This window comes from Vibrio splendidus, assembly GCF_024347615.1.
Classification (GTDB): domain Bacteria; phylum Pseudomonadota; class Gammaproteobacteria; order Enterobacterales; family Vibrionaceae; genus Vibrio; species Vibrio splendidus.
Map to the genome: position 1 here is coordinate 1,349,515 of NZ_AP025509.1, position 15,456 is coordinate 1,364,970.

Sequence of the window (15,456 nt, forward strand, 5' to 3'; positions counted from 1 at the left end):
GCGTAATATACGCTGACATTTTTATTTATCCGGAGGCGGCTAGCTTACAGATATTTCTCAATCGGTAGCAATTGCAAAAAGCCTGACTGCATTCGTTCCCATTGACCAGTGTCAGGTTCGCTGTCCCAACGTTGGTCGCCTGAATACCAATACACATCACCGTCTTCAAGCTCTAATCGCCAGCTGTTTTCTTCGCTCATTGCTTGCTCAATGGTTTCTGCTAATGTTTCAGCAATCTCTTTATTCTCGATGATCAAAACCGATTCCGTGTTCAAGTAGGTAGAACGCAAGTTGAAGTTAAATGAGCCGATGCTCGCGATGCTGCGGTCGAATACGACTGATTTTGCGTGCAAGCCATAGGCCGTCTCAGGTGCACATTTCGACAAGTCCTGAGTCGATGCTTCACAAAGCTTAGATTCTGGTTTTAGCTCAAACAGGTCGATACCATGCTCCAACATATCGTAACGTCTGCCCGCATAAGCGGAGTGATTGGTCACCAGATCATTAGACGCCATAGAGTTCGTTAGCGCTTTTATCTCAACGCCCTTATTGTTCAACACTTGCCACGCTTCAAGCTGACCATCATCGAATACAAGGTAAGCCGATTCCAACAAGATCTCTTGTTTCGACTCGCTCGCTAATTTCCCTAGAAGAATCGCGGTCGCTTTTGGTTCATCAGTATTATCGGAGTCATCAGGGACGGGTTGATCGTAAACAAAACGCGCATTCACCCAAGTCATCTCACCAACCACCTCTTTCAGTAAACTATCAGCAGCCTTACGATCTAGTGGCAATTCCGGGTAATTTTGATAATGCGGAACGACAATATTATCTATCTTCGAGAGATCAGGTTGCTCGTCATCACCCAGCATATCGACAGGGTAAGACCAACGGCTGTTCCAGTATTCAACAAAACTGGTTTGGATGGTGTTAACTACCGAGCCCATGACTAATACATCGCGGTCTCGGAAATTGATTTCATCAGAAAGGTCGAAGTATTCATCACCAATATTACGCCCACCCACCACAGACAAGGTGCCATCGACGGTAAACGACTTATTGTGCATGCGGCGATTTAAGCGAGAAAAATCACCGACAAAGCTCAGCCATTTACTGAAGCCGCGGCGTGTTGGTGTTGGGTTGAAGATACGAATCTCGACGTTCGGGTGCGCATCCAATGCCGACAGCAAACCTTCACGTTCGTTGAGGTTGATATCGTCCAGCATTACGCGCACCTTCACACCACGCTCAGCCGCGGCTAACAAACGGCTAGCGAGATAGCTGCCCGATTCGTCAGAGTTCCAGATGTAGTATTGAATGTCGATGGTGTGCTCGGCACTTTCGACCAGCGCTAATCGCTGTGCCAAAGCATCCCAACCAGACTCTTGCAGACGAACCGCAGTGGTGCCTTGCTCTAAAGCTTCAGGCTGAAATTCATTGGTTAGAACCGATAAAGAACTAGGTGCAGGAGAGGCTGGCGGTTCTGTCGGGTGGTCGATGCCTTCAGGAAGTGAAGAACACCCACCTAAAACGGCGATTAAAATTAACGTTAAGCTGATGCGTTGGAGCACAGGCATGTATCTGACTTCCTTTTCACGATGGCGTCTTTAGAAACTTTCCGTAAAGCTTTTCAATGAACAAGCTATTCCGATCTATTCATTGATTATTACTGCTAAAGCCTGAAATTTATAGGTAATTATCCAGTATAAATTTAAAGGTCGGTAAATTGGCCTACAGATCACTTAAGTTGAGTGAGCGCCAAACAGTATAAACTCAGCGGCTTTTCGACCATTTCAATGGTGAGCTCTGTTCGGTCTGGGTTACAGTTCAACGCCAAAGCGTAGCCGTGTAAATAATCCACCAGCAAGTCCAACGCATTTTTGGTTTGCTCTTCCGTTAACGCTAACGGGCTCAACACCGCTTCAAAACGTTCACTAAATACCTCCATCGGCCCGAGAGATTTCATGGTCAATAAGGTTTCTAACAAGCCTCTATATTCGTTGAGCATCGACAAGTAACTCACACTGAGCCGATATAGGTTATCTTGCCAGTCTTGATTCAGCTCTGGCTGTGCCACTTCTTCAATCAAAGAAACTGTGATTGCCTCAAGCAGATCGTTTTTGTTTTTGAAGTAATGGTATATGGCCATCGCATCGACCCCGAGTTCTGTCGCCAACCCTCGAATACTTGGCACTTTGCCACTCTCTCGCATCATGCTTTTAGCAATGGTGAGAATTCTCTCCGCGCTGAGTTGGCTTGATCCACTCTTTGGTCGACCTCGTTTCTGATCCTTGACAGTCATACCGTCACCTCTTAAACTTTATTTCTACACTGTAGAATATTTTAATTTATTACCGTGTAGATGCCAAGTTTCTCATCGCTATCGGAGTTAAAAATGTCAAATATTGTATTCATAGCAACCAGCCTTGACGGTTACATTGCAGACAAACAAGGTGGCTTAGATTGGCTGCAAGCGATTCCAAATCCAAACGGTGACGACATGGGTTACAACGCTCATACTGATCGTATCGATGCACTGGTCATGGGACGTAATACAATGGACATGGTGTTGAGCTTTGGCATTGATTGGCCTTACAGCAAGCCAGTCTATGTACTGAGCAACACTTTAAATGAAGTACCTCAAGAACTTGAAGGTAAGGTATTTTTGATGAAGGGCGAGCTTAAACAGATTGTCGCGGATTTGAATAACAAAGGCCTAAAGAACTTGTACATCGATGGCGGCATCACCATTCAAAACTTCATGAAAGAAGACCTGATTGATGAGCTGATCATATCGACCATTCCTGTCGTGCTTGGTGGTGGGTCCCCGTTATTTGGTGACTTAGTATCTCCGGTCAATTTTACGTTGAAAGGCGTCACGACGTACCTTGATGAGATAGTGCAAACGAATTACTTGCGTAAGCGTTAAAGCTGTTGTTGCTCTAAGGGCATGAAAGGATCAACACCGAAAACATTGTTCACGCGACGTAAGCTTTACCGTCTCTACACAAGCCTCCCCTAAAGTAGTACCCTTTATCGTCTCTCATTCTTGATGGTAGCTGGATATTATGAAGCTTTTGGTCGATCGCACTGGTGAACAGTTTTTAGAAATTCTGCAAGAATCGGGAGACACACTGACGGTTCAATTCATTAGCAATGAAGGCAATCGAAAGGGTAAGCCGTTCCAAGATAACTTGAGTGGATTGTTCCTCACAGGGTGGAAGCCGCGCACCACTTCAACCGCCATCGGATTAGAACGCTTTAAGCAAGGCAAACTTGAAGATCCCAAAGTGAGTTTCGCATTGCACCAGCTCTATCCACTGGGTCGAGACGTAAAATTACCTTCCGGTGATATCGCTACAATCGCGAGTTACGCTAATACCCATGCCGATGGCTACTATATGTTTGTGCGCCTTAACGATGAGTTAACCCGACTCAAGATTACACCCGATTGGGAGCTGCAACCTTCCGATCAAAGATTGGCTCTGCCTTATTACCCAACCCCAAGAACTAAAGAAGAGCTCGACAACATTGACAATTTTGATGCGTGGGCGGGCGGTTTCTAAACACTCCTCACCTACGCCTCGTAGCACATAATACCCAAGTTATTATCAATTATTTTTTGACAATAATTCAAATGTAGCACTGTTTATCGCTTCAAATATTCCTACTATTATTTATCCATCGACACAGACTGCAGCTCAATGAACAAAGAGTGGCGCTGTAAAAACAGACAAATCACCATTTCGGTGAAAAATAATATAGGTACGAACATGACTCAACTAACTATCGTCGCAAACATCGTCGCTAACGAAGACAAAATTGAATTGGTTAAAGCAGAGCTGCTAAAACTGATTGATATTACTCGCGCTGAAGAAGGCTGCATCAACTACGACCTTCACCAAGACAATGAAAACCCAGCACATTTCACTTTCTACGAAAACTGGACGTCTCGTGAACTTTGGCAAACACACATGGGCAATACTCACCTTGCTGAATACATGGCAGCAACCGAAGGTAGTGTTACGTCATTTACACTTAACGAGATGACTAAGATCGCTTAAGTGTGAATGAAAGCTAGCTACGAGCCTCCAAATATCCAGCCCTACAGTCTTTACTGTGGGGCTTTTTAGTTACTTTTGTTTTACCGTTTTTCTTATACAATGGTCTCTTATCCCCTCTGAAAATAGGCTCCGAGCTAATCACTTTATGCTGATCACTGAAGATGATATTTACTATACATCACATATCCTCGACTTCTTATCTGAAAACGGAGAAGCCTTGTCCTTTCGTAAGCATACAATTAAGAAAGGCGATCCTATATTTCAACAGGGGCAAGAGATCAACGACATCATCTTCATTACTGGGGGAGCTATTTCGTTGTCTCGCAGTTCACGTTACGGTCGTCGATATCAGGTAGGAACATTCAACCACAATGGTTTTCTTGGGCTTATGGAGTTGTTTTCAGGGAAACCCTGCTTCTACTCAGTGAAAGCAGAATCTGATTGTGAAGGATTCATTATGAATGGGGCGATGTTTGCCGAGCTCATCTGTAAAACCCCTATCTTGGCAGCACATACTTTTAAACACCTCACCTCCAAATGGTATTTATCGGTCGAGAGAATGTCGCGTAATATTCTCCATTCAATCACCTATTGTGTAATTGATGATTTGTTGCAGTTTCACAGCCTGAATCCAGATAAAGATTACATCGTAAACAAAAGCTTAGAGTGTGAACGACTAGGCACAAACCTGCGCGTTTACAATCGAATTTTAAAGCAATTGAATGACAGCGGCGCGATTTCCGTTACAAGAAAAAGTATTCGAATCATCAATCTAGACAAACTCGAAGCGACTCGTTTGAAAGAGTCCGAAAAGCAATAACTTCATTCTAATACTTAGTAATTTATTCACTTACTCCAACGCTCCCACAAACGTAAAACGGTGACCCATAGGCCTAATGCCGATCGTTTAAGAAGACTTGAACGATCTTGCAGTTAGCAGATAATCCCCATCAACAACGTTGATGGGGATTTTTTTATGCTTGAACAAGAATTAGCAATGGCACACGAGACCATTGAAGATGCCGACAATTATGAATCTGTCGTCGACGCCATTCAGATTGAGTGGATAGAACAAGCTCTTCTTGAAACCAATAAAGCGAGCATAAGACGACGTCGGCTTCCCGCTCAGCAAGCTGTCTGGTTAGTTATTTGGATGGGGCTGCAACGCAACATGTCTATCAAAGAGGTATGCAGTTCATTAGACATTGCGCTTCAGCCTAAACCTGAAGATAGCTGGTCTCGTGTTGCACCTAGTGTCCTAACTGATTCACGCCGACGTCTAGATGAGAGTCCATTAGCGGCTCTGTTTCACACAACGGTAAAGGCTTGGAACGGAGATATCCTTCAACAAGATAAAGACTTGGAGCTTAATGTTCTTGCTGTGGATGGAACAACATTTAGGTGCCAAGATTCCCCAGAGAACGCTGAAGAATTTGGGTTCATCTCTAAAAAATTGAAACCTTACCCTCAACTTCGTTTAGTCGCTTTGATGTCAACAGAAACTCGAATGATTATGGGGGCGGCTTTTGATGGCTGTCATGTCGGTGAAACGACCTTAGCTAAGCGTCTATTCAATGATATCCCCGCACATTCATTGACCTTATTTGATCGTTGTTATTTCTCGGCAGACCTCTTGTTGTCGTGGCAAGAGAGTGCGGAAAATGCTCACTGGTTAATGCCGGCAAAACGTAAGCTACGCTATGAAGTGTTGGAGAAATATGCGGAGAACGACATGCTCATCTCAATGCCCATATCTCCTCAAGCTCAACGGCAGAATCCGAATTTACCCGCACGTTGGGAAGCTAGATTAGTCCTATATCAAGAGCCAAAAGGTGAGATAAAAGGTTTTATTACTTCACTTACAGACCCTAGTAGATACTCGCTAGAAAGCCTGCTGCGTATTTATTGGCAACGCTGGGAGATAGAAGAAGGTTATGGTGAAATTAAACAGACTCAACTGCAAAGTCACGTCACTTTACGAAGTCGTTTTTCTGCCGGTGTGAAGCAAGAGCTTTGGGGCGTATTACTTGCCTATAACTTAGTGCGATTAGAGATGGTTAAGATAGCTTCAGAAGCCGGGGTTCGAGCGACTAGGGTCAGTTTTACCGCCGCAATTAACCTTATTGATGCGCAATTACGTTGGTTAGCTTTAAGCCCAGACGGAACTCTACCTGTAAAACTGAAAAGGATGAGAGACAGTTTGAGTCACTTCATTCTTCCAGATAAAAGAAAGGACCGAACGTTTCCACGTTCAGTCCTCTTTGTCCCAGCCAAATATCCGTTCAGGTTCAAGCAATAATGCTTATCCGAACGGCATTAGACCCATAGGCCACCGTTTATTTTGATTATCGACAATCATTAAGACTAAGCTTGAAGAAACTATGAGTTAGTTCCACAGCTCATGTTCAATGATTTTCTCAGTAGTGAAATTGGGGTAAGCCATCTTCCACATGTTCAAACCTGAGTATTCATCACTGGAGTACTGAGCAAAAAATTCATCCAACGCTTTTATCATAGTATCTTGAACCGCTTGACGTGGTGGCTCTGCGATATACGCCTCACCCATTGGGTTACTCAAATCATACCAATGGTCGATCGGCTCATTGTTCTTATTATAGTAACGCACCAACTTCCAATGCCCGTTAGTGATCATTCGTGCATTACCACGCTCTGAGAATTGGTACTGACGCCAATCACGAACGCGCTCACCCTTCATCATAGATAACAAAGACTTGCCTGGGCCATAGCTCGTATCATAACCTTTACCATTGCTGGCGAGCTCCATGATGGTGGTATGCAGATCTAAGATATCAACAAACTCACCACGCACTTGTTTCTGACGCACCATGCCTTCAGGACCTTTGATGATGAAAGGCACGCGAATCGTCTCTTCATAGAAATTGTATGGGAAGCTGGCGTTGATCTTACCGTATAAGCCATATTGCCCCATCAACAAGCCATGATCAGAAACAAAAGCGATCACGGTATTATCCATCAAACCACGTCCCTCTAAACCATCGATCAACTGGCCGACTTGCTCATCCAATAGAGTCACCGCCGCCAAATATTGCGCGAGTTTCTCTTCATGATCAGATGGCACTAAAGTATAAGCACTCATGTGTTCGAGTACTGAGTTACCACCATAAGAGACCACTTTATGTGCGATATCGCGATATTTCTCTACTAATCGCTCAGGTAAACCTTCAAATGGGAAATGCGGCTCAACATAGTTAAGGCTAACAAAGAAAGGCTTATCACTTGGCTCATCAATGAACTTGATCGTCTCTTTAGTTAAGAACTGAGCTTGAATACCTGTGTGCTCTTCGTTTTCGCCATCACGAGAAAACAACACAGTTCCAGAATGGAGGTATTGGTTTTTCCAACCCGCTTCTAACGCGTCGTAACTTAACCAACGATCAAAGCCACGAATTGGCTCTTTGCTGTCCGTCGTGGCGTGCCATTTACCAATTAATGCAGTGCGATACCCTTCCTCTTGCAAGCGCTCAGACAACAGTTTTTCGCCATCCAACCAATCAGCATCGTACTTAGGATCTTCCGCTAAGAAATCATACACACCATGCTGAGAGGGCATTTTACCAGTATGGAATGAAGCTCGGGCAGCAGAGCTAACAGGTGCTGGCGTCATACCATTCTCGAAACGAACACCGGTTTCTGAAAGGTATTCTAGATTGGGGGTTTCAACGTATTTGTTATGGTGGCTTGTCGCCCAATCACCAAGGTCATCGGCCATGATGACCACAATATTCGGCTGTTGAGGTTGTATGACGTCTTCAGCGATAACGCTGCCCGAGCAGGTTACTGCCGCGAGAGCAAACGCTTTTGAAACCGCACTAAGCGGGAATTTTTTCATGTTCGACTCCATGAATATTCAGAGGATGAGTTATTGGGATTCTTTGTTTTTGATGATTTGCATAATGGCAGCAGGAGGATGCCCTGCTTGGTAGAGCTTCTTCATCAAATCAATGTAAGGGGCTGAGTAAGAGAAAAATGTTTTATAACCAAGGCAAAGGTAGTTCTGATCGGGCTTACCAGAAGACGAGAAAGCAAAGCGATGTTTCGGGCAGCCGCCATGGCATACAGAGCGAAATTCACAGCGTAAACAATCTTGAGAAAGTGAGTGTTTTTTCTTCTCGCCAAACTTTTGATTCGCCTGGCTTTCGTTTATCTCTTTGATAGTGACGGTATGGATATTTCCAAGCTTGAACTCTGGAAATACATAGTGGTCACAAGCATAAATATCGCCGTTATTTTCCATCGCAAAAGCGCTGCCGCACGTCTCTGAAAACACACACAACTGCGCTGGTTGGCCACATGTCATTGCAAAGGTATTCTCAAAAAGTTGCACCCATACTTTTCCGACATCTTGGCGTACCCACTCTCTGAATATGGCCGCCATAAATAAGCCATAATGCTCAGAGCCAACACTCCAATCACACAGAGACACCGCCTCTAAGCGTTCAGGATGTAACAGGGTTAATCCATCTTCCGTTTGCTGTTGGGCTTCACGTTCCACCAACGGAATGAACTGCATGTGCGCACTTCCGATCCCCTTAAGGTAGTGATACACCTCTAACGGAGATTTGGCATTCACATCGCTGATAACGGTTAGTGTATTAAACTCAACACCAAAGGACTTGAGCAGATTAATCGCTGCTTCAACTTTGTGGTGGGTAAGTTTCCCTGAGCGTGTTTTACGATAGGCATCATGCAGATGTTGTGGACCATCAACCGAAATGCCAATTAAGAACTGATGATCTTTGAAGAACTGACACCACGACTCATCAAGCAATAAGCCGTTGGTTTGCAGAGTATTGGTGATGGTTTTACCTAGGCCGTATTTAGCTTGCAGAGCCATCGCTTTTTCGAAGAAAGCCAACCCCAACAACGTCGGTTCGCCTCCTTGCCATGCAAAAGTCACCTCATTGGAGCATTGCGCTTCAATATGTTGGATAACATAACGCTCCAACGTGGCGTCATCCATCTTCCAAGAGGTCGGTGAACTGGCAGATTCAGGATAGAGTTTTTCTTTTTCAAGATAGAAACAATAGCTGCAATCAATGTTGCATTTAGAACCCGAAGGCTTTGCCATAACATGACAGCCTTGAGGTGAAAAAGTATCTATACCCATCTTCGATTACCTACTCAATTTCGATATGGGCATGCTAAAAATTGATAAGCTTCATCAATAGGACAAATGTCCGAAAAGCGGTAGTTTTAATCAGTGAAAGTCAGTAAACGCTATTGAGATCACATCCACCTATCGAATCTCAATACAACAATATGTGCTCTCTAAACATTGATACGAATACCCGTTCTCAAACGATTCAAATAACGGCTTGACTGTGTGCTGCTAAAGAGTGTTTCATTCTTCCCTACAAGCTCAAACGGGGCTGTATAAAATCGATAAACGCCGAGATACGTTTAGAGACCGATGACGACTTGTAGTAAACCGCATTCACTCGCTCTCGGTCTGTGTTGGCAAGTTTGTCTTGTTCCAAAATAGGGATTAGACGCCCTGCTGCCATATCTTCCTGCACCATAAACCCCGACAGACAAGCAATCCCATTTCCAGCTAGTGCTAGTTGACGCACGGTTTCACCATTACTGGCTGTCACGGTAGGCGGGACATCACTTTGGTTTGGTAAAGGCCAATGGTTAAGCACTTTGTTACCCGCAAATCCCACAATTTGATGCGAGCTCAAATCTTCAGGTTTGGTGGGTAGCCCACGCTTAGCGAGATAATCAGGTGACGCCACAATATGGAGTAAACTTTTTCCTAAAGGGCGAGCGTGCAGTGTTGAATCGGACAACTTACCGATTCGAATCGCAACATCGGTTCTCTTTTCTAGAAGATCAACAAAGCCTTCGTTGGAAGTGAGTTCCAACTCAATGTCTGGGTAAGCCTCTTTGAATGACTGCACCAACGGCACTAGCTGATGGAATACGAATGGACTGGCGGCATCGACTCTTAAACGACCTTTTGGCAACTCACCGCGCGACACGATTTCTTCTTCCGCGCTCTGGATCATCTGTAATCCCACCCTGACTGAATCGACAAACTGCCGCCCTTCCTCCGTCAATTCCACGCGTCTCGTTGTTCGGTTGAATATTGAGACGCCGAGTTGCGACTCAACCTTACTCACCGAACGAGACACCTTGGCGACCTGCATATCCAACGCCTCTGCCGCCGCAGAAAAACCACCAGCATCGACAACGGTGAGTACCATTTCTAAATCATCTGAACGGGTTAACATAAGGCTCCTTCGCTATCTTCATTTTGTTTAATGTCATCTCGCTTGTGCTCATCACAGCTCAAATCATCTATGTCTTTTCGATCTCATCAGCTTAATCCAATGATCGGCTAACTCTTCAATTATTGCAAATTTAACAAAGGTTATTTGTTAATAACGTCATTTATCACAAATATATATTGCTAGATAATCCTCGCCATCAAACGAAGCGCTCCTATTGCAGTCACAAGCTGCCCCATTTTATCGCGCTCGGTATTTAACAAAGAACAGTAAGAGAGATGATTATGCCACTAGCATTACTTGCATTGACGCTCAGCGCCTTTGCCATCGGAACCACAGAGTTTGTCATCGTAGGCTTGATTCCTACCATGGCGAGCGACTTGAATGTATCTCTGCCATCGGCAGGCCTATTAGTCAGTATATACGCGCTTGGCGTTGCTATTGGCGCACCAGTATTAACGGCATTAACCGGCAAATGGAATCGTAAAGCGGTATTGCTAACCGTGATGGCATTGTTTGTCATTGGTAACTTATTGGCGTGGCAAGCTCCAGGCTATAACACGCTGATCGCCGCACGAATTTTGACTGGCCTTGCCCATGGTGTGTTCTTCTCGATTGGATCGACCATCGCGACAGGTTTGGTTTCAAAAGATAAAGCAGCCAGTGCCATTGCGATCATGTTTACGGGTTTAACGGTTGCATTGGTAACCGGCGTACCACTGGGCACTTATATCGGCCAAACCTTTGGCTGGCAAGCGACCTTCTTGATCGTTGCTCTGCTTGGTCTGATTGCTCTTATCGGTAGCGCTATCTTGGTTCCAAGCAACCTTAAGCAACCACCAGCGGCGAAGATTTCGGCACAACTAAAGGTTCTGACTCAACCACGCTTGCTGTTGGTTTACGCCATCACGGCGCTTGGTTATGGCGGCACATTCACAGCCTTTACCTTCCTTGCTCCAATACTGGAAAACGTATCAGGGTTTGATTCGAGCTCAATCAGTTTAATCATGTTGGTTTACGGTGTGTCAGTGGCGGTAGGTAACATCTGGGGCGGTAAAATGGCCGACAAGATGGGCCCAATTAAAGCGCTGACCGTTATCTTCTCTGGTTTAGCCGCAGTACTGGTGGTATTCAACTTTACCGCTGTAAACCCTTATGCAGCCGTTGCGACTATTTTGGTTTGGGGTGCATTTGCATTCGGTAACGTTCCGGGGCTACAAGTGTATGTTGTGAAACTGGCTGAGAAATACACACCAGACGCAGTCGATGTCGCTTCTGGGTTGAACATTGCAGCCTTCAACGTCGGTATTGCATTGGGCTCGTGGGGTGGTGGTTTGATTGTCGCGAAATCTGGATTAATGAACACCCCTTGGGTAGGTGCTGTGATCGTTTTGATCGCTCTTGTTCTGACTCGATTCAGTGGTGCGTTAGATAAGAAGCAAGCACAACAAGCTGTTCCATCTAGCATCTAGCATCTAGCATCTAGCATCTAGCATCTAGCATCTAGCATCTAGCAAGGATAGAAAAAACAAAGCCCGAACCTAGGTTCGGGCTTTGTCATTTAAATCTGATTATTGTCCGTTATCGATCAATTTCAGCACTTTACATGGGTTACCGACTGCAACCACATTGGCTGGGATGTCTTTAGTTACCACACTGCCTGCGCCAATCACGCTGTTTTCGCCAATAGTGACACCGGGGCAAATGATTACACCACCGCCAAGCCAAACATTGTCGCCGACGTTAATCGGTGTGCCAAACTCAACGCCTTCTTCTACACGGCCTTTCACATCGAGTGGATGACCTGCGGTAAGGATTTGAACATTCGGGCCAAGCAGCACATTGTCACCAATGGTCACTTCAGCCACATCCAAAATCACGCAGTTAAAGTTAGCGTAGAAGTTCTTGCCCAGCTTGATATTCGAGCCGTAATCACAACGAAATGGAGGTTCTAAATGCGCATTTTCACAGCCCGGAATCAGCTCTTGCGTTGCTGCTTCCCATTCGGGTGTGTCAGGAATACTGTTATTAAGTTTTTGAAGCACCTTACGACATTCGATACGAGCGGCATAAAGCTCTTTATCCCAAGCCTGATAAGGTTCGCCTGCTAGCATTTTTTGTTTTTCTGTTTTCACGTTACTTACCTATTCTCACATCACTTAGCTAGTTTCACATTACTTACCGTTTTCACATTACTTAACTAATGCTGGTCAATTCATCGACCAAAAACGCAATATCGCACATCTAAATAACAGTGAATAAGGAGTGTTTGAGCTTGGTTGAAGAGATGCGCAGCTCGTCACTTTTTGTAGGTGAAATATGAAATTCGAACGGTGCTAATTTAGCTTCGCTATCGAATCACGTAACACCAAACTGCCAGTGGTATTGATGGTGGTCGCTTGCTCTGTTTCACCGACAATTTGCAGGATCGCCTTTTGCGTCATTTGCTCTAATGGCACACTCACAGACGTTAAGCTTGGCGTTAAAAACGCGCCCACTTTGCTGTTATCAAAGCCGACAATAGAAACATCTTGAGGCAATGAGTACCCAAGTTCAGTTAACGCCTTAATCGCACCAATCGCCATATCATCGTTTTCAGACAAGATAGCAGTGAACGTGGTTTTGCTTTTTACCAGAGCCTGAGCCGTGTGATAACCGCTCTCCATCGTCCAATCACCTCGAACAACCTTGGACTCATCCAATGTAATACCCTGTTTAGTTAAGACATCTTGATAAGCTTGGTAACGCAACTCATCAGTCGAAGAACCGGCTTTTCCTCGAATCACTGCAATGTCTGTATGGCCTTGCTCGATGATGTGTTCAACCATCAAACAAGCGCTCTGATAGTGGTCGGTGGTGATAGCATGATTGGGCTTCGACGGCATTTCTCGGTTGAGTACCAGAATAGGTGTGTCAGTGCTGTCGATGATCTTTGCAATCTCGCTTTCGGTTAAGCATTGCGGATAGATGATGATGCCCGCGCACTTCATATCCAGCAGGAAGTTGATCGCCTTTACTTCGTCTTCAGCACTGTGTTTGCCATCGGTGATCACCAATTGGTGATTCGACTTTTCGCTATAAGAAGCCGCGTGATACATCAAGGAAGAAAAGTAAGGGCCATTGAACAACTCATTAGTGATTACAAAGCCGATGAAATTGGTCTTCTTGGTCGCCAATTGCTGGGCCAACAAGTTCGGTCGATAACCTGTTTCTTGAATCGCATCGAATACCTTTTTCACCACATCTGGGCGCACGATGTTCTTGCCATTTAAGACACGAGAAACAGTCGATTTAGATACACCTGCGCGGTTTGCGACGTCAAGCATGGTTACCATTCGCTTCTTTTCCTTTATAAAAAATTAGCCGACATAGGCCGACTAATTCATTGCAAAATGACAGCTCACAGTTCACATAACTGCGCTGGGAAATGCATTCTAAATAGTGGCACCGTTAGATGCAATCACGCCTTTATACCACTCGAACGACTTCTTGCGTTTGCGTTCTAGTGAGCCAGATTGATCGTTGTGCTTATCTACGTAAATGAATCCGTAGCGTTTTTTCATCTCACCGGTGGTGAACGACACTAAGTCGATACAGCCCCAAGGGGTATAACCCATCAAGTCAACACCATCAATCGCAACGGATTTTTTCATCTCTTTGATGTGGTCGCCAAGGTAAGCGATGCGGTAGTCGTCATTAATGCTGCCATCTTCTTCTATGGTGTCGACAGCACCGAAGCCATTCTCGACGATGAACAATGGCACTTCATAGCGCTCATACAGAGATGCTAAACAGAAACGCAAACCCGTTGGATCAATTGGCCAGCCCCAATCGCTAGACTGGATGAACGGGTTATCGACCGAGTTCTCATGACCGCCGTCCATCGCTTCTTCAGTCGATTGATGAGAAGAAGAATCCAAGGTATTAGACATGTAGTAGCTAAAGCCAAGGTAATCCGCTTTACCTTCTTTCAAGATTTGCTCATCTTCGGGCTGCATCTCAATATTGAAGCCTTTGATTGCCCAGTCACGCTTAGCGTAATTTGGGTAGTGGCCACGCACCATCACGTCCGAGAAGAAATAACGATCACGCATCGCTTGCTGTGCCACCATAATATCTTCTGGCTTTGAAGAATGAGGATAGAAAGGCACCATCGCACACATTGCGCCGATTTGAAGATCTGGATTGATCTCGTGACCTTTCTTAACCACCAAAGCACTGGCAACAAACTGATGGTGAACCGCTTGATACATGGCTTCTTGCGGCTTTTCACATTGTGGAAACTTCACGCCAGAACATAACCAACCAAAGATATCTGCTGAAGTATTCATCTGGTTATTTATCTCATTGAACGTCATCCAGTACTTAACCTTGTGCTGGTAGCGTTCCATCACTGTGGTTGAATACTTAACAAAGAAATCGATCACTTTACGGTTCATCCAGCCCCCGTATTCTTTGGCTAGATGGTAAGGCATTTCAAAGTGGCTCAGTGTTACCACAGGTTGAATGTCGTATTTCAGCAGCTCATCAAACAGATCATCGTAAAATGCTAAACCCGCTTCACACGGCTCAGCTTCATCGCCATTTGGGAAAATACGCGTCCAAGCGATACTGGTACGGAAACACTTAAAGCCCATCTCAGCAAATAACTTAATGTCTTCTTTGTAGCGGTGGTAGAAATCAACAGCCACTTGGTTTGGGTAGTTTTCACCATCAATCACACCATCGGTGATTCGACGTTGTACACCATGAGCACCTGCCGTTAATACGTCAACGACACTCACACCTTTACCATTCGCATCCCAGCCGCCTTCTAGCTGATGCGCTGCTACTGCACCACCCCATAAAAAATCGTTCGGAAATTCGTTGTTCATACCATTACCCGCTACAAGTTATTCGTGAAAAAGATCGGGATTAGAGAAGCAATCGCAACTCTGAAACCGATTTCAATAAAAGTAAAGATACAGACTGAAACCGGTTTCAACAATACCTTTTTGATCTTTTTTTGATCACGAAGTGAGATCTAAGGAAAGTACTCATGGTTGGTGGGTAACGTTCGAGAACGCCTACACAGAATGCAAAAAAGCCAGTTCAACGAGTGTTGAACTGGCTTTATATTA

General features: G+C 44.9%; 14 protein-coding genes. 6 read left to right on the top strand and 8 right to left on the bottom strand.

Annotated features, from left to right (window positions below):
* Positions 1–44: 44 nt before the first annotated feature.
* Both OCU90_RS23165 and OCU90_RS23170 read right to left on the bottom strand, forming a co-directional pair.
* The gene (locus OCU90_RS23165) at positions 45–1,577 is read right to left on the bottom strand and encodes a phospholipase D family protein (RefSeq protein ID WP_061022305.1); all 1,533 of its coding nucleotides are present in this window, start codon (positions 1,575–1,577) and stop codon (positions 45–47) included.
* A 161-nt stretch (positions 1,578–1,738) separates the two neighbouring features.
* On the bottom strand, positions 1,739–2,302 hold the full coding sequence (locus OCU90_RS23170; protein WP_017082590.1) for a TetR/AcrR family transcriptional regulator: 564 nt from the start codon (positions 2,300–2,302) through the stop codon (positions 1,739–1,741).
* Between the two features lie 93 nt (positions 2,303–2,395).
* Between OCU90_RS23170 and OCU90_RS23175 the strand changes: the two genes are divergently transcribed.
* The 5 genes from OCU90_RS23175 (at position 2,396) to OCU90_RS23195 (ending at position 6,363) form a co-directional block, all read left to right on the top strand.
* Complete coding sequence (locus tag OCU90_RS23175; protein WP_061022307.1) at positions 2,396–2,929, top strand: dihydrofolate reductase family protein; 534 nt, start codon at positions 2,396–2,398, stop codon at positions 2,927–2,929.
* A 139-nt stretch (positions 2,930–3,068) separates the two neighbouring features.
* On the top strand, positions 3,069–3,566 hold the full coding sequence (locus OCU90_RS23180; RefSeq protein ID WP_061022309.1) for a hypothetical protein: 498 nt from the start codon (positions 3,069–3,071) through the stop codon (positions 3,564–3,566).
* Between the two features lie 207 nt (positions 3,567–3,773).
* Entirely contained in the window at positions 3,774–4,064 is a 291-nt protein-coding gene (locus OCU90_RS23185) for a putative quinol monooxygenase (protein WP_017062386.1), read from the top strand.
* Positions 4,065–4,209: 145 nt separating this feature from the next.
* The gene (locus OCU90_RS23190; protein WP_061022311.1) at positions 4,210–4,884 is read left to right on the top strand and encodes a Crp/Fnr family transcriptional regulator; all 675 of its coding nucleotides are present in this window, start codon (positions 4,210–4,212) and stop codon (positions 4,882–4,884) included.
* Positions 4,885–5,040: 156 nt separating this feature from the next.
* Complete coding sequence (locus tag OCU90_RS23195; RefSeq protein ID WP_009845967.1) at positions 5,041–6,363, top strand: IS4-like element ISVbsp1 family transposase; 1,323 nt, start codon at positions 5,041–5,043, stop codon at positions 6,361–6,363.
* An 87-nt stretch (positions 6,364–6,450) separates the two neighbouring features.
* Here OCU90_RS23195 and OCU90_RS23200 read toward each other — a convergent pair whose 3' ends face one another.
* The 3 genes from OCU90_RS23200 to OCU90_RS23210 all read right to left on the bottom strand — a co-directional run bounded on the left by OCU90_RS23200 (position 6,451) and on the right by OCU90_RS23210 (position 10,339).
* The gene (locus OCU90_RS23200) at positions 6,451–7,935 is read right to left on the bottom strand and encodes a sulfatase family protein (protein WP_061025914.1); all 1,485 of its coding nucleotides are present in this window, start codon (positions 7,933–7,935) and stop codon (positions 6,451–6,453) included.
* Between the two features lie 30 nt (positions 7,936–7,965).
* Entirely contained in the window at positions 7,966–9,174 is a 1,209-nt protein-coding gene (locus OCU90_RS23205) for an anaerobic sulfatase maturase (protein ID WP_240513424.1), read from the bottom strand.
* A 283-nt stretch (positions 9,175–9,457) separates the two neighbouring features.
* Complete coding sequence (locus OCU90_RS23210; RefSeq protein ID WP_061025910.1) at positions 9,458–10,339, bottom strand: LysR family transcriptional regulator; 882 nt, start codon at positions 10,337–10,339, stop codon at positions 9,458–9,460.
* A gap of 281 nt (positions 10,340–10,620) precedes the next feature.
* On the opposite strand from OCU90_RS23210, the gene OCU90_RS23215 reads away from it, so the two are divergent.
* Positions 10,621–11,808, top strand: coding sequence for an MFS transporter (locus tag OCU90_RS23215; RefSeq protein ID WP_061025909.1), 1,188 nt, complete (start codon positions 10,621–10,623; stop codon positions 11,806–11,808).
* Positions 11,809–11,907: 99 nt separating this feature from the next.
* Here OCU90_RS23215 and OCU90_RS23220 read toward each other — a convergent pair whose 3' ends face one another.
* The 3 genes from OCU90_RS23220 to OCU90_RS23230 all read right to left on the bottom strand — a co-directional run bounded on the left by OCU90_RS23220 (position 11,908) and on the right by OCU90_RS23230 (position 15,210).
* A complete protein-coding gene (locus OCU90_RS23220; protein ID WP_061025907.1) occupies positions 11,908–12,471 on the bottom strand; it encodes a sugar O-acetyltransferase in 564 nt (187 codons plus the stop codon).
* A gap of 201 nt (positions 12,472–12,672) precedes the next feature.
* Positions 12,673–13,671 carry a LacI family DNA-binding transcriptional regulator gene (locus OCU90_RS23225; RefSeq protein ID WP_061025905.1) on the bottom strand — a complete coding sequence of 333 codons (999 nt, stop codon included), beginning with the start codon at positions 13,669–13,671 and terminating at the stop codon, positions 12,673–12,675.
* Positions 13,672–13,770: 99 nt separating this feature from the next.
* Complete coding sequence (locus OCU90_RS23230; RefSeq protein ID WP_017078512.1) at positions 13,771–15,210, bottom strand: 6-phospho-beta-glucosidase; 1,440 nt, start codon at positions 15,208–15,210, stop codon at positions 13,771–13,773.
* Between the last annotated feature and the right edge of the window lie 246 nt (positions 15,211–15,456).

Bases quoted from the DNA above. Each gene is read 5' to 3' on its own strand.
- OCU90_RS23165 (WP_061022305.1), bottom strand. From the start codon at position 1,577: ATGCCTGTGCTCCAACGCATCAGCTTAACGTTAATTTTAATCGCCGTT.
- OCU90_RS23170 (WP_017082590.1), bottom strand. From the start codon at position 2,302: ATGACTGTCAAGGATCAGAAACGAGGTCGACCAAAGAGTGGATCAAGC.
- OCU90_RS23175 (WP_061022307.1), top strand. From the start codon at position 2,396: ATGTCAAATATTGTATTCATAGCAACCAGCCTTGACGGTTACATTGCA.
- OCU90_RS23180 (WP_061022309.1), top strand. From the start codon at position 3,069: ATGAAGCTTTTGGTCGATCGCACTGGTGAACAGTTTTTAGAAATTCTG.
- OCU90_RS23185 (WP_017062386.1), top strand. From the start codon at position 3,774: ATGACTCAACTAACTATCGTCGCAAACATCGTCGCTAACGAAGACAAA.
- OCU90_RS23190 (WP_061022311.1), top strand. From the start codon at position 4,210: ATGCTGATCACTGAAGATGATATTTACTATACATCACATATCCTCGAC.
- OCU90_RS23195 (WP_009845967.1), top strand. From the start codon at position 5,041: ATGCTTGAACAAGAATTAGCAATGGCACACGAGACCATTGAAGATGCC.
- OCU90_RS23200 (WP_061025914.1), bottom strand. From the start codon at position 7,935: ATGAAAAAATTCCCGCTTAGTGCGGTTTCAAAAGCGTTTGCTCTCGCG.
- OCU90_RS23205 (WP_240513424.1), bottom strand. From the start codon at position 9,174: ATGGCAAAGCCTTCGGGTTCTAAATGCAACATTGATTGCAGCTATTGT.
- OCU90_RS23210 (WP_061025910.1), bottom strand. From the start codon at position 10,339: ATGTTAACCCGTTCAGATGATTTAGAAATGGTACTCACCGTTGTCGAT.
- OCU90_RS23215 (WP_061025909.1), top strand. From the start codon at position 10,621: ATGCCACTAGCATTACTTGCATTGACGCTCAGCGCCTTTGCCATCGGA.
- OCU90_RS23225 (WP_061025905.1), bottom strand. From the start codon at position 13,671: ATGGTAACCATGCTTGACGTCGCAAACCGCGCAGGTGTATCTAAATCG.
- OCU90_RS23230 (WP_017078512.1), bottom strand. From the start codon at position 15,210: ATGAACAACGAATTTCCGAACGATTTTTTATGGGGTGGTGCAGTAGCA.